Origin of the sequence: Pseudomonas sp. EA_15y_Pfl1_P101, from assembly GCF_963970835.1 — a bacterium.
Lineage (GTDB): Bacteria > Pseudomonadota > Gammaproteobacteria > Pseudomonadales > Pseudomonadaceae > Aquipseudomonas > Aquipseudomonas tritici.
In genome coordinates, this window is the sequence record NZ_CAXAPA010000002.1 from 16,870 (window position 1) to 30,707 (window position 13,838).

Consider the following 13,838-nt stretch of genomic DNA (forward strand, 5'->3'; position numbering starts at 1 on the left):
TGGCGCGGCCAGGATCAGTCAGGCGCGCCAACGCCAGCGGGCCAGGGCCTTGATGACTTTCATCCAGAGTTTGCGAGTGACCACCACGATGGAATTTCCAGAAGGGGACGGATCGGTATCAGGCAACGTTATCTCAGCGCTCGCTCCCAAGCAACCGGGGATTAGCAGGCGCAGGTCATCAATTACCAATGAAGGCGACTCTTCGGCAATCGGCCGGCCATGGTTGTAGCCGTAACTGAGGGCCACACACTGCACGCCAGCGGCCTTTGCCGCCTGCACATCGCTGCGCGAATCACCGACAAACAGCGACTGCGAGGCCGGGATATTGGCCATTTTCATCACGAAAAACAGTGCCGCCGGGTCGGGTTTTTTCTGCGGCAAGGTATCGCCACCGATGATCCAGCGGAAATACCGGCCAATTTTCATCTGGTCCAACAGCGGCGCGACGAAGCGTTCCGGCTTGTTGGTGATGAGGGCCATTTCCACGCCCTGCTTGCTCAGCCACTTGAGGGTGTCGCGCACGCCGGGGTAAACCACGGTCAGTTCGTGGCCGTCTTCATAGGCGGCGTTGAACAGTTCCAGGGCGTGTTCGACCTCGACCTCATCCACCCCTTCGGCATCAATGTTGTCGGCCAAGGCCCGGCGCACCAGCATCTGCACGCCGTTGCCCACCCACTCGCGCACCGACTCGATCCCGGCGGGCTTGCGTCCCAGTTTGAGCAGCATCTCGTCCACCGCCGCCGCCAGGTCGGGCACCGAGTCGATCAAGGTACCGTCCAGATCGAACATCACCAGCCGTGGCAATTTGCCGGGGAACAGTTGCTCAAAGCCGCTCACGGACGTGCCAGCGCCAATTCGGCGCGCATCTTGGCGATGACTTCCTGGTAGTCCGGCGCGTTGAAGATCGCCGAGCCGGCCACAAAGGTGTCGGCGCCAGCTGCTGCGATTTCGCGGATGTTATTGACGTTGACCCCGCCGTCGATTTCCAGGCGAATGTCACGGCCAGAAGCGTCGATCAGTGCACGGGCTTCGCGCAGTTTGTCGAGGGTGCCGGGGATGAACTTCTGCCCGCCGAAGCCTGGGTTGACGCTCATCAGCAGGACCATGTCGACCTTGTCCATCACGTATTTGAGCACGTCCAGCGGGGTGGCAGGGTTGAACACCAGGCCCGCCTTGCAGCCGCCTTCGCGGATCAGTTGCAAGGTGCGGTCGACGTGCAGCGAGGCTTCCGGGTGGAAAGTGATGTAGGTCGCGCCGGCCTCCACGAAGTCACCGATGATGCGGTCCACCGGGCTGACCATCAGGTGCGCGTCGATCGGCGCAGTGATGCCGTACTTGCGCAGCGCGGCGCAGACCATCGGGCCGATGGTCAGGTTGGGCACGTAGTGGTTGTCCATGACATCGAAGTGCACAAAGTCGGCACCGGCGGCCAACACCTTGTCCACTTCTTCACCCAGGCGGGCGAAGTCGGCGGAGAGAATCGATGGAGCAATGACGAAGGGCTGCATGACGCACCTTTTTTGAGCTAAATCACGATGGCGCGCATTGTATACCTCATGCTTTGCCGCGCGCACCGTGACCTGGCTCAATGACTAGTACGCGGCCCGATAGATTTTCTCGATATCGGCTGCGCTGAGCTTGCGCGGGTTGTTGCGCATCAGCCGTTCAATGCCCGCCGCTTCCACGGCCATGGCCGGGATAGCATCCTCGGGCACCCCGAAACTGCGGAGCCCAGCCGGGATTTCGACGGCGGCACACAGCCGCGTCATAGCCTCGACGGCTTGGTCGGCGGCATCGTTGACGCTCAACCCCGTGACATTCACGCCCATGGCCTGGGCAATGTCCTGCATGCGCTCCACGCAGGCCAACTTGTTCCAGTGCATTACATAGGGCAGCAACAGCGCGTTGCTCACGCCATGGGCGATATTGAAACGTCCACCCAGCTGGTATGCCAACGCATGCACCGCGCCGACCCCGGCATTCCCAAAGGCCATCCCCGCCATCAGGCTGGCGGTGGCCATGTCGTCGCGTGCCTGCAGGTTGGCCGGGTTGGCGTAGGCCTTGGGCAACGCGTTGGCAATCAGCTTGATCGCGCCAATGGCCAATGCATCGGTAATCGGCGAGGCGTTCAGCGACAGGTAGGATTCGATGGCATGCACCAGCGCATCCACGCCGCTGGCGGCGGTGACGCTGCGCGGGCAGGTCAGGGTCATTTGCGGGCTGATCAGCGCCACATCCGGCAGTAGATAATCGCTGACGATGCCCTTTTTCAGCTGCGCGACCTTGTCGGAGAGGATCGCCACATTGGTCACTTCCGAGCCGGTGCCGGCTGTGGTGGGAATAGCGATCAGCGGCGGCCCTTTGCGCGGTACCTGATCGACGCCGAACAAGTCCGCCAGGGCGCCGTGGTAGCCGGCATAGGCGGCCACGCTTTTGGCAATGTCGATGGCACTGCCGCCGCCCAGGCCGATCAAGCCGTCATGCCCGCCGTCGCGGTAGACGCGCATGCAATCTTCGACAATGGTGATTTCCGGGTCCGGCAGCACGCGGTCGAAAATTTCGTAGCTGCGTTCGCCCAGGTGTTCGAGTGCCAGCGCCACGGTGCCGGACTTGACCAGCGCGGCGTCGGTGACGATCAGCGGGTTATCCACATCCAGTCGCGTGAGCTCAAAGGCCAGTTGTTCGATGGCGCCCGCGCCGGTCAGCAGTTTATGGGCGATCTTGAATGAGGAAATACTCATGTGCGCGGCCTCCTATCGTTGGTGGGCTGGCACAAGGATAGCTGGAGATTTTGGGTTGCCTAGCATTCAGCGACTGAATGGTCATTTCTGGTTCAACACAGGACCATGTGGGAGCGGGCTTGCTCGCCCCCACATTTTGATCGCCGTTTGGCTTCAGACTTGGGCTGTGCGCAGTTTCTCGCTGCGCCCACGCAGCCATTCCAGGGTCAGCAGCAGCAACACCGAGAAGGCAATCAACAAGGTCGCCGCAGCAGCAATCGTCGGGCTGAGGTTTTCGCGGATGCCGCTGAACATCTGGCGCGGCAGGGTCGCTTGCTCGGGGCCGGCGAGAAACAGCGTGACCACCACCTCATCAAACGAAGTGGCGAAAGCAAACAGCGCCCCGGAAATCACCCCTGGTGCGATCAACGGCAAGGTCACCCGGCGAAACGCGGTCAATGGCGAAGCACCGAGACTGGCCGCCGCCCGCACCAAGTTGTGGTTGAACCCCTGCAAGGTCGCCGACACGGTGATAATCACAAACGGCACGCCCAACACCGCATGCACCACGATCAGCGAGAAAAAGCTGTTGCCCAGGCCCAGTGGCGCAAAGAACAGGTAACTGGCCACACCAATGATCACCACCGGCACCACCATCGGCGAAATCACCAGCGCCATTACCAGCGCCTTGCCGGGGAAATTCCCACGGGTCAGGCCAATCGCTGCCAAGGTGCCGAACACCATGGCCAGCACCGTGGCCGACGGGGCAACGATGACGCTGTTCTTAAGTGCACGCATCCATTCAGCCGAGGCGAAGAAGTCCTGGTACCACTTCAGCGAGAAGCCTTGCAGCGGATACACCAGGAAACTGCCACTGTTGAACGACAGCGGGATGATCACCAGCACCGGCAGTATCAAAAACAACAGGATCAAGCCGCAGAGGATCCGCAAGCTGTAGAACCAAACCCGCTCAACGGGCGACATATAAGGGCTCAGCATCGCAAGGTCTCCTTAGCTCAGGCGCAGGCGACTGGCGCCGACCAGCTGGTTGTAGATCAGGTACAGCACCACGGTGGCCAGCAGCAGCAAGCCGCCCAACGCCGTCGCCATGCCCCAGTTGATGCTGGTGTTGGTGTAGAACGCCACGAAGTAGCTGACCATCTGATCGTTCGGGCTGCCCAGCAGTGCCGGGGTGATGTAGTAACCAATTGCCAGGATGAACACCAACAGGCAACCGGCGCCCACGCCGGCGTAGGTCTGCGGGAAGTACACGCGCCAGAAGCTGGCGAACGGATGACAGCCCAGGGAAATCGCTGCACGCATATAAGTGGGCGAAATACCCTTCATCACGCTGTAGATCGGCAGGATCATGAACGGCAGCAGAATATGCACCATGGAGATGTAGACCCCAGTTCGGTTGAACACCAGTTCCAGAGGTGTATCGATCAGGCCCACGCCCATCAGTGCACTGTTGATCAGGCCGCCGGATTGCAGCAGTACGATCCACGCCGCTACCCGCACCAGGATCGAGGTCCAGAACGGCAGCAACACCAGGATCATCAGCAAGTTGCTTTTGCGCGCCGGCAAATTGGCCAGCAAATAGGCCAGAGGATAGGCCAGCAGCAGGCAGAGGGTGGTGATCACCAGGCCCATCCAGAAGGTGCGCGCAAAAATGTCCAGGTAGATCGCCTGGTCTGGCGTGGCCGGCGCCACTTCGCCGAGGTCGTCGATGCGGTGATCGACGGCCGCCAACAAATAGAACGGCGTCAGGCTGCTGGTATTGCGCCGGATCGCCTGCCAGTACGCCGGGTCGCCCCAGCGTTCGTCGAGGTTTTCCAACGCTTCTTTATAAGAGGCCGGCGTTTCGCTGAACGGCAGCGCCCGCGCGGTTTTGGTCAGCAGGCTGCGGTAGCCGGCCAGTTCCATGTTGAGGCGCTTGGACAGGTCGCCCAAGGTCTGGTTTTTGCGCGCTTCGCCCAAGTCTTCACTGAGGGCCTGATACACCGGCTCGCCCGGCAGACCACGACCATCCCAGGCCGTCACCGCCACCACCGTGCGCGGCAAACCGCCCACCACTTCCGGGTTGCCGACGCTTTTGACCAGCAGTGCGACAATCGGCACCAGGAACACCAGCAGCAAAAACAGCACCAACGGCGCAATCAAGGCCTGGGCCTTCCAGCGGTTGAGCCGCTCGGCACGCGCCAGGCGCTGCTTGAGGGTAGGGCTGTTGACCTCGTTCGAGGGAACGGCGATGGCCATGGCTGACTCCGAAAAACTGAAATAAAGACTACACCTATGGCTGGGCTCTGATTGGCAGTGAGCGGGCTTGCCCGCTCACTGCAACAGACCTATCCACCCCAGCAGGCGGTGTTACTTGGCAGCCCAGGAGTTGAAGCGCTGCTCGAGCTGCTCACCGTTATCCGCCCAGAAGCTCACGTCGATCTGCACCTGGTTGGCGATGTTTTCCGGGGTGGTCGGCATATCCTTGAGGATGTCCTTGGCCAGCAACGGTACGGCTTGGGTGTTGGCCGGGCCGTAGGCGATGTTTTCCGAGTAGATCTTCTGCTGCTGCGGTTGCACCGAGAACGCGATGAATTTCTTCGCTGCTTCGGCACGGTCCTTGGCCAGGCCTTTAGGAATGGCCCATGCGTCGAAGTCGTAGATGCCGCCGTTCCACACCACTTTCAGGTTGCTTTCTTTTTGCACAGCGGCGATGCGGCCGTTGTAGGCCGAGCTCATCACTACGTCACCCGAGGCCAGGTATTGCGGCGGTTGTGCACCCGCTTCCCACCACTGGATCGACGGTTTGAGTTCGTCGAGTTTCTTGAACGCACGGTCCTGGCCATCTTTGCCGGCCAACACTTTGTAGACGTCCTTCGGCGCGACGCCGTCTGCCATCAAGGCGAATTCCAGGGTGTACTTGGCGCCTTTACGCAGGCCACGCTTGCCCGGGAATTTCTTGGTGTCCCAGAAATCTGCCCAACTGGTGGGTGCCGTGGTGAGCTTGTCGGCGTTGTAGGCCAACACGGTCGACCATACGAAGAAGCCTACGCCGCACGGCTGGATCGCACCCTTCACGTAGTCGGCGGTGTTGCCGAACAGTTTCGGGTCCAGCGGTTCGAACATGTCCTCGTCGCAGCCACGGGACAGCTCCGGGGATTCCACTTCCACCAGGTCCCAGGACACGCTCTTGGTGTCGACCATGGCTTTGACCTTGGCCATTTCACCGTTGTACTCACCGGCGACGATCTTGCCGTTGCCCGCGCTTTCCCACGGTGCGTAGAAAGCTTTGACCTGGGCCGCCTTATTCGCGCCACCAAAGGACACGATCGTCAGGTCCGGGCCCGCCATGGCCTGTGTCGCGCCCATCAAGCTCAAGGCCAGGGCGGAATATTTAAGGGATCTCAACATTGTTGTTCTCTCCACGTGCAGGGTTGGTGAAGCCATGGGGGCGATCAGTTCGCCTCTAGAAGTGGGTCGAGTGCGCGAACGTGCTCGACTTGCCAGCCAATCGGTACCACGTCGCCGACCGCCAGGGCTGGGTCCAGCTCGGCAATCGGTTGTTTCACAAAAAAATCGGCTTTGCCGCAGACTTCCAGGCGTACACGCACGTGGTCGCCCAGGTAGATGAATTCCGCCACACGCCCGGAGAAGCGGTTGACGCAGCTTTCGCTGGAACCATTGAGGCTGACGCGTTCCGGGCGCACCGACAGGGTCACCGGGCCGCCGATCTGGCCGACGTTGACCGCCAGTGCCTCGACCTTCTCGCCACGTGCCAGCTCCACCACGCAGCGCTCGCCGGTGTGGCTGTGCAGACGACCATTGAGGCGGTTGTTCTCGCCGATGAAGTTGGCAACAAAGGTGTTCTTCGGTTCTTCGTACAAGGTGCGCGGCGCGGCGATCTGCTGGATTTCGCCCTGGTGGAACACCGCCACGCGGTCGGACATGGTCAGCGCTTCGCCTTGGTCGTGGGTCACGTACACCACGGTCACGCCGAGGCGCTGGTGCAGGTGCTTGATCTCCATCTGCATGTGTTCGCGCAGTTGCTTGTCGAGGGCGCCGAGGGGTTCGTCCATCAGTACCAGTTGCGGCTCGAACACCAACGCACGGGCCAGGGCCACGCGCTGTTGCTGGCCGCCGGAGAGTTGCGCCGGATAACGCTGGGCGAAGGCGTCGAGCTGGACCATGCTCAGCACGCGTTTGACCCGCTCGCTGACATCGGTCTTGCTCAAGCCGCGCACCGACAGCGGGAACGCCAGGTTCTCGGCGACGGTCATGTGCGGGAACAGCGCGTAGTTCTGGAACACCATGCCGATGTCGCGCTTGTGCGGCGGTACATTGTTGATGGAGCGCCCGGCCAGCTGGATCTCGCCTGCCGTCGGCGTTTCAAAGCCGGCCAGCATCATCAGGCTGGTGGTCTTGCCCGAACCGGAAGGCCCGAGCAAGGTGAGGAACTCGCCCTTGCGAATCTCCAGGTTGAGGTCTTTGACGATCAGGTTCTCGCCGTCGTAGCTCTTCTGCACGCCACGAAAGCTGACCAGCACATCATTTGAATCCACCTCGCTCATACCCGCACCTTTGTATTTTGGACTGCTGTGAGACAAGCGTAGTCCAGGCGCGAGCCCCCGGAAATCGGGGGCCAGGAGAGATTCGCATCAGCCGGATGGAAGGTTTGGGGTAGGGATTGCCCTACAACGATGGCGGGGATGGGACAGTGCAACGCCGCGATACGGCGGAAATGGGTTCAGCGCATCTCACCGTTAGTCGCAAACAGGCATGTCATCACAACAACTTGTGCTCCATGGCGTACTTCACCAGTTCAGCCAGCGAAGTGATATGGAGTTTTTGCATCAACCGCGCCTTGTGGGTGCTGATGGTCTTGCTGCTCAACGCCAACTGTTGGGCGATGTCGTTGACGTTGGCGCCCTGGGCCAAGCGTTCGAATACCGAGAACTCGCGCTCCGACAGCAACGAATGCAGCGGCCGGGTATCGGTGAGGCCCACTTCGAAAACCATGCGGTCCGCCAGGTCCGGGTCGATATAACGCCCACCAGCCGCCACCTTGCGAATTGCCGTGAGCAACAGCGCCGGGTCGCTGTCCTTGGTGGCATAGCCGGCGGCGCCGACCTTCAAGGCACGGGCGGCCATTTGCGCTTCGTCGTGCATCGACAGCACGAGGATCGCCGGCGGATTGTTCAGCGCACGGATGCGTGCAATCGCCTCCAGGCCGTTGACGCCAGGCATTGAGATATCCAGCAGCACCACTTCACACGGCACATTGCGCAAGGTCTCCAACAGTTGTTCGCCATTGCTCGCTTCGCCAACGACCAACAGGTCTTTGGCCAAGCCGATCAATTGCTTGATGCCTTCACGAACGATGGTGTGGTCTTCGGCTACCAGTACGCGGATCACAGGGACTTCCTCTTGGTGTTATGCATCCAACGGCACCGTAACACTCAAGGTGGTGCCCTCCCCCAACTCGCTGTCCAGGCTCAGTTGCCCGCCCATGATCAGCACCCGCTCGCGCATGCCCACCAGGCCAAACGACACCGGGCGCCCCTGGGCCTGGACGAAACCGACGCCATCATCACTGATGGTCAGCCGCAAATCGGTGCCCTCGACGGCGAGGGTCAGCTCCACAGTATGCGCCTGGGCATGACGCATCACATTGGTCAGCGCCTCCTGCAGGATCCGGAACAGGCCAATGGCCTTGGCATCGCTGAGGGCCGGCAGGTTATCCGGGACTTGTACCAGACAGGGAATTTGCGTACGGGCTTCGAAGCGCCGGGCCTGCCATTCAATGGCCGAGGCAATGCCGGCATCGAGAATCGGCGGGCGCAGCGCTGTCGCCACATCGCGCACCAGCTGGAATAGCTGGGCGATCAGGCGCTTCATGCTGTTCAAGCGGTCGTGCAAACCAGGGTCGAGTTGCGCATAGCTCAGCTCGCACATTGAGGTCTCGAGCTTGAGCACCGTGAGCATTTGCCCAAGCTCGTCGTGCACCTCACGGGCGATGCGCGCCTTTTCTTCTTCGCGCACGGTTTCCAGGTGGGCGGACAGCTCGCGCAATTGCGCTTCACTTTGCAGCAAGGCCGTCAGGGTACGGCGTAGCTCAGTGACATCGTTGAGGTAGACCACCAGGTATTCGGCCTCGGCAAAACGCAGGAAGCTCAAGGACACGTTCGTCGGCAGGATGCTGCCGTCAGCACGCTGGCAATCGGTGGCGAAATTCTGCGGACCGTCTTCGCTGGCCCGCGCGCGCCTCCACAGGTTGAGCCAGCGGTCCATATGCAGGCTTGGATCAAGGTCAACCAGCGGCCGCTCGATCAGCGCACCGGGGCCGTAGCCGAGCATGCTCTCGGCCGCACGATTGGCGTAGCGCACATGGCTATCCCAGTTGACCCAGAGGATGCCGACAGTGCTTTGGTCGATAGAAAACTGCGTCAACCGCAAGGCTTCGGCACCGGCGGCGCGGGCCGTGCTTTCTTCGCGGGCGGCCAGCAAGCCGTGTTCCAGCACCCGCTGCTGGCGACGCTGCCAAAACACGACAGCCAGGCTGGCGAGCAGCAACAGCCCCAGCAACAGGCAGAGGTTTTGCCACAGCCCTGGGGATGCTGTGAGGTGTGGGTATTTAGGTTGCAGCCAGCGGCTGTGCAGTTGGTCAAGGTCGCGTGCGGGGATGGCGCGCAAGGCGCTTTCCATGATGCTGGCCAATTCTGGCCATTCCCGCCGCGTAGCCACCCGCAGCAATTGCGGCAGGCCAATATCGCCCACCACCGCCAGCCCGGCGAATTCCGCTTCGCCGGACAGACGGCTCAATTGCGCTTCGTCCACCACCGCGTAGCGTGCCTGCCGGCTCACCAGCAATTGCAGAGCCTGGCGCTCCATGGGCACGCCTTGAAGGTTGAGGCCGGGGTAGGTGCTGCGCAGGTAATCGGCCACAGCGCTGGGCATGCGCACGGCGACGCGGGATTGCTCATCGAGTTTCTCCAACTCCACGGCCCCACCGCCATCGCGGATACCGACGATGTGTTGCGGCACGCGCATATAAGGGTCGGTGAACAACCACAGACGCAAACCGGCAGGGGTTTGTTGCAGGCCGGGGGCGATGTCCACTTCGCCATCGCGTACGGCGGCTTCCAATTGCTCCTGGTTGGGGAAGTTGCGCCAGGTCAGCTCGATGTTCAGCGCCTTGGCTAACCATTGCATCAACTCGACATTGGCCCCGGACAGCCGCTGCAAACGCCGGTCGTATTGCGCGTAAGGTGCCTGCAACACCAGGCCCACCCGCAGCTCCGGGTGCTGGGCCAGCCATTCGCGTTGCTGCACATTGAGCTGCGCCTGGGGAACGGCGGGCGCAGGGGCGGCGTTTGCCATCAAGGCAAGGCACATACAGCCGATAACCAGCAGACAGCGAAAACCCATGATCCACGTCTCACATCACTGACAAACACTGACCAACCCATTAGGCTGCTGGAATCACTTCTGGCCGGGAATTAACGATGCCCTTTTTACACCGTTCGGCACTGCCAGCATTGTGCCTGTCGCTGCTTTTTACCAGTGCCTTTTCTGTACAGGCCGCTGACGCCCCTGAGCCGGCCGCAGAAAAACCCGTCGAGCGCCAGCCTTTGCCTGAGCGCAGCCTGGCAGAAGCCAGCGCCCTGGAGCGCAAAATCCCGCAACAGGAGCAGCAACAATTACAGGCCGGCAGCGATTCATTCCTCGCCCTGTGGAAACCGGCCAACAGTGCCGAACCCGAAGGTGTGGTGATTATCGTACCGGGCGCCGGGGAGAATGCTGACTGGCCGCAAGCGATCAGTCCGTTGCGGCACAAATTGCCGGATGCCAACTGGGGCAGCCTCAGCCTGTCGTTGCCGGACGTGAGCGTGGACACCCTGCCGCCGCGTGTGATGGAAGCGCCCAAGGCCACCGTCGATGCCAGCAGCAAGGAAGCGAGCACCGCCGACAAACCCATCGAGCAGGCTGCCAGCGCTGAGGCCGAGGGCACTGACCCGGCAGTGGTTCCTGGGGCCGACGAGCAGGACAAGACCGATGCTTCGCGCATCTTTGCCCGCATCGATGCCGCCGTGGCCTTCGCCCAGACCCAGAGTGCGCGCAGTGTGGTGCTGCTCGGCCATGGCACCGGCGCCTGGTGGGCGGCGCGCTATTTGAGCGAGAAGCAGCCGTCCCAGGTGCAGAGGTTCGTCATGGTCGCGGCGCAGACGCCAACCGGGCGCCATCCGGACATCCAGCAACTGGCCCCCGGCCTGAAGCTGCCGACCGCCGACGTGTTCTATCAAGACGACCCTCAGACACGCAAAAACGCCCTGGCCCGCGCCCAGGCGGCCAAGCGTTTGAAGAATGACGGTTATAAACAGGTGTCGCTGAAAACCTTGCCCGGTAACAGCGCGGCTGAGCAGGAGCAGTTGTATCGACGGGTTCGCGGGTGGTTGAGTCCGCAGGCGACGACTGACTGAAACCGGATTGGCAACCCGGTCGAAATGTGGAAGCTGGCTTGCCTGCGATGGCGGAATATCAGTGCCAAAGGCATTGCTGACCCGCCGCTATCCCAGGCAAGCGAGCGCCCACAGTAGATCGGGTTTTCACGCAAAAATAATCAGCGGAAATCCCGCCGCTCGCGAATCAACGCATAAGCGCTATGCAATTCGCGAGTACGTTCGGTCGCCTCACGCACTTGCGTAGCGCTCGCGCCACTGCCGGCAACCTTGTCCGGGTGATGGCGGCTGAGCAGGCGGCGATAAGCCTGCTTGATCACCGACGGTTCGGTGGTGGCCGTCACACCCAGCACACGCAACGCGTCCTGATAGGTAGGCCCCCGACTGACCAGCGGCTTACGCTCCGGTGTGTAGTCGGCCGCCAACGCCTGGAGCTGTTGCGGCGTCCAGCCCAGCCATTTGCCCCACAAGTCGATCAAGTCACGCTCGGCGTCATCCGCCTTGCCGTCTGCCCAGGCCATGCGCCAGCACGCACGCAATACACCTTCGGCCGCGTGGGGTTGCGCCTTGAGCACCCGCAGATAGCGGCGCACCCGGTCGGAGCCGGACTTGCCACGATTGAACGCTGCGATAGCACGACGTTGGGCTGACTCGGTCATGTCCAGCGAGCGCATCTCCTGGCGCGCCTGTTGAATATGGCCGTCCACCACGCGCCCATTGCTCTTGGCCAAACGCCCCAGCAACACAAACAACAGCTCGTCATTGCGCAACGCCGGGCGCCCGCCCAGCCGCTCGCGCAACTGCGCCCAGCTTTGCAGTTGCAGGCGACGGTCCAGCGCCTGCCCCAACAGCGCACCCAACAAGGCCCCCGGAATACTGGCTATGGCAAAGCCAGCCCCCGCGCCGATCAGCGTCCCTGGCCACAGCATGTTACTGCCCCGCTGTCAGCAGGGTTTCGACTTGCGCCAGGCGCTCCAGCGTACCGACATCAATCCAGCGTCCCGCCATGTGCTCCCCCGTTACCAGACCTTTAGCCATGGCCGCCCGCAGCAGCGGCGCCAGCTTGAAGGCACCCGCACTGCAACCCGCGAACAACGTGGGGTCGAGCACTGAAATGCCACTGAAGGTCAGGTTATCGGCACCGGCCGCAGCATCATGAAGCAAACCTTGATCAAGGTAGAAATCGCCACCTGAAGGGTGATGCGCCGGGTTGTCGACCATCACCAGATGGGCCAGGCCCTTGAGCGGTCGCTTGAGTTGGGTGAAGTCGTAGTCGGTCCAGATATCGCCATTGACCACCAGGAAGGGTTCGTCGCCCAGCAACGGCAATGCCTGGAAAATCCCACCGCCGGTTTCCAGCGGCTCGCCCTCGGGGGAGTAACGGATGCGCAAGCCAAACTGCGCGCCGTCCCCCAGATAACATTCAATCTGCTGGCCGAGCCAGGCATGGTTGATCACGATGTCAGTGAAGCCGGCCTTGGCCAGCGCCTCCAAGTGATACTCGATCAGACGCTTGCCGCCGGCCTGCACCAGCGGCTTGGGCGTGTGCAACGTGAGCGGACGCATCCGCTCACCTTTGCCAGCGGCCAGGATCATCGCCTTCATACGCTCATCTGCGCAGGTGGGCGCAGACTGGCCAGCAATTCACCCAGCTCGCTCAACTCCGAACGGTCCGCCAACACCGCGTCTATATAAGCAAAGAAGCGCGGCACATCGGCCAGGTAGCGTGGCTTGCCGTCACGATGGCAGATGCGCGCGAAGATACCGATGACCTTGAGGTGGCGCTGCACGCCCATCAGGTCGCTGGCACGCAGGAAGTCTTCGAAATCGGCCTGCACCGGGATGCCCAGTCGTCCCGCGCGCTCCCAATAGCCGCGCTGCCATTCCCGCACGCGGGCCTGGGGCCAACTGAGGAAGGCGTCCTTGAACAGGCAGGTGATGTCGTAGGTCACCGGGCCGTAGACCGCATCCTGAAAATCCAGCACGCCGGGGTTCGGCTCGCTGATCATCAGGTTGCGTGGCATATAGTCGCGGTGCACCAACACCTTCGGCTGCGCCAGGGCACTGTTGATCAGGTGGTCACTGACACGCTGCCAGAGCGCTTGTTGTTGCGTATCGAGTTCGATACCCAGATGGCGACGCACGTACCACTCCGGAAACAATTCGAGCTCACGACGGAGTAAGGCCACGTCATAGCTTGGCAATGGCGCGTCCATCGGCAACTGCTGAAAAGCCAGCAAGGCATCGATGGCTTGGGCAAACAATGGGTCGGCGTTTTTGTCGTCAATCACGTCCAAATAGGTTTTTCTGCCCAGGTCATTGAGCAAAAGAAAGCCTCGCGGCAAATCTTCTGCATAAATTTTTGGAACATTTATCCCTGACTTCGCCAGCAAATGTGCGATATCGACGAAAGGTTTGCAGTTTTCCTGGGGGGGTGGCGCATCCATTACCACGAATGTATGACCACCGCCTTCCCAACGGAAATAGCGCCTGAAACTCGCGTCGCTGCTGGCCGCGGTCAATGTGGCCGGGGGTACGGCACCCCAGCCTTGAGCGTTGAAAAGGATCGGCAACTGCTCATCCAGCCAGACTTCCAGCTGTTGTAAACGTAGATCTTGCTCTGGCATTACAAGGGTCTCCGACGGCGCTAGCCGTCAAGCGG

Annotated in this window: 13 protein-coding genes; 1 reads left to right on the forward strand and 12 read right to left on the reverse strand. The window is 61.6% G+C overall.

All coding sequences use genetic code 11. From position 1 onward, the window contains the following. Positions 1–18: 18 nt before the first annotated feature. The 9 genes from AACY36_RS02465 to AACY36_RS02505 all read right to left on the reverse strand — a co-directional run bounded on the left by AACY36_RS02465 (position 19) and on the right by AACY36_RS02505 (position 10,145). Positions 19–837, reverse strand: coding sequence for a phosphoglycolate phosphatase (locus AACY36_RS02465; RefSeq protein ID WP_339415432.1), 819 nt, complete (start codon positions 835–837; stop codon positions 19–21). Further along, the gene (gene rpe / locus AACY36_RS02470) at positions 834–1,508 is read right to left on the reverse strand and encodes a ribulose-phosphate 3-epimerase (RefSeq protein WP_034101050.1); all 675 of its coding nucleotides are present in this window, start codon (positions 1,506–1,508) and stop codon (positions 834–836) included. The genes AACY36_RS02465 and rpe overlap by 4 nt, the downstream gene beginning before the upstream one ends. 84 nt (positions 1,509–1,592) lie before the next feature. Then, positions 1,593–2,741, reverse strand: coding sequence for an iron-containing alcohol dehydrogenase (locus AACY36_RS02475; RefSeq protein ID WP_339415431.1), 1,149 nt, complete (start codon positions 2,739–2,741; stop codon positions 1,593–1,595). 153 nt (positions 2,742–2,894) lie between these two features. Beyond that, a complete protein-coding gene (locus tag AACY36_RS02480) occupies positions 2,895–3,719 on the reverse strand; it encodes an ABC transporter permease (RefSeq protein WP_339415430.1) in 825 nt (274 codons plus the stop codon). A 12-nt stretch (positions 3,720–3,731) separates the two neighbouring features. Beyond that, complete coding sequence (locus AACY36_RS02485; protein WP_339415429.1) at positions 3,732–4,979, reverse strand: ABC transporter permease; 1,248 nt, start codon at positions 4,977–4,979, stop codon at positions 3,732–3,734. A 111-nt stretch (positions 4,980–5,090) separates the two neighbouring features. Further along, positions 5,091–6,131, reverse strand: a complete 1,041-nt coding sequence (locus AACY36_RS02490) for an ABC transporter substrate-binding protein (protein ID WP_339415428.1) — start codon at positions 6,129–6,131, stop codon at positions 5,091–5,093. A 44-nt stretch (positions 6,132–6,175) separates the two neighbouring features. Beyond that, positions 6,176–7,288, reverse strand: coding sequence for an ABC transporter ATP-binding protein (locus AACY36_RS02495; RefSeq protein WP_049711272.1), 1,113 nt, complete (start codon positions 7,286–7,288; stop codon positions 6,176–6,178). A gap of 214 nt (positions 7,289–7,502) precedes the next feature. Next, entirely contained in the window at positions 7,503–8,132 is a 630-nt protein-coding gene (locus AACY36_RS02500; protein ID WP_339415427.1) for a response regulator transcription factor, read from the reverse strand. 18 nt (positions 8,133–8,150) lie between these two features. Continuing rightward, positions 8,151–10,145: a PAS domain-containing sensor histidine kinase gene (locus tag AACY36_RS02505; RefSeq protein WP_339415426.1), complete on the reverse strand. Its 1,995-nt coding sequence runs from the start codon at positions 10,143–10,145 to the stop codon at positions 8,151–8,153. 77 nt (positions 10,146–10,222) lie between these two features. Here AACY36_RS02505 and AACY36_RS02510 point away from each other — a divergent pair, with 77 nt between their 5' ends. Next, on the forward strand, positions 10,223–11,197 hold the full coding sequence (locus AACY36_RS02510) for an alpha/beta hydrolase family protein (protein WP_339415425.1): 975 nt from the start codon (positions 10,223–10,225) through the stop codon (positions 11,195–11,197). 140 nt (positions 11,198–11,337) lie between these two features. Here the strand turns inward: AACY36_RS02510 and AACY36_RS02515 are convergent, their stop codons facing one another. Genes AACY36_RS02515 through AACY36_RS02525 form a run of 3 tightly spaced genes read right to left on the reverse strand, consistent with a single transcriptional unit; the run spans position 11,338 to position 13,803 of the window. Next, positions 11,338–12,105 carry a TerB family tellurite resistance protein gene (locus AACY36_RS02515; protein WP_339415424.1) on the reverse strand — a complete coding sequence of 256 codons (768 nt, stop codon included), beginning with the start codon at positions 12,103–12,105 and terminating at the stop codon, positions 11,338–11,340. A gap of 1 nt (position 12,106) precedes the next feature. Next, positions 12,107–12,781 carry an N-acetylmuramate alpha-1-phosphate uridylyltransferase MurU gene (murU, locus tag AACY36_RS02520; protein WP_339415423.1) on the reverse strand — a complete coding sequence of 225 codons (675 nt, stop codon included), beginning with the start codon at positions 12,779–12,781 and terminating at the stop codon, positions 12,107–12,109. Beyond that, positions 12,778–13,803, reverse strand: a complete 1,026-nt coding sequence (locus tag AACY36_RS02525) for an aminoglycoside phosphotransferase family protein (protein ID WP_339415422.1) — start codon at positions 13,801–13,803, stop codon at positions 12,778–12,780. Before AACY36_RS02525 ends, murU begins: the two co-directional genes overlap by 4 nt. Positions 13,804–13,838 lie beyond the last annotated feature (35 nt).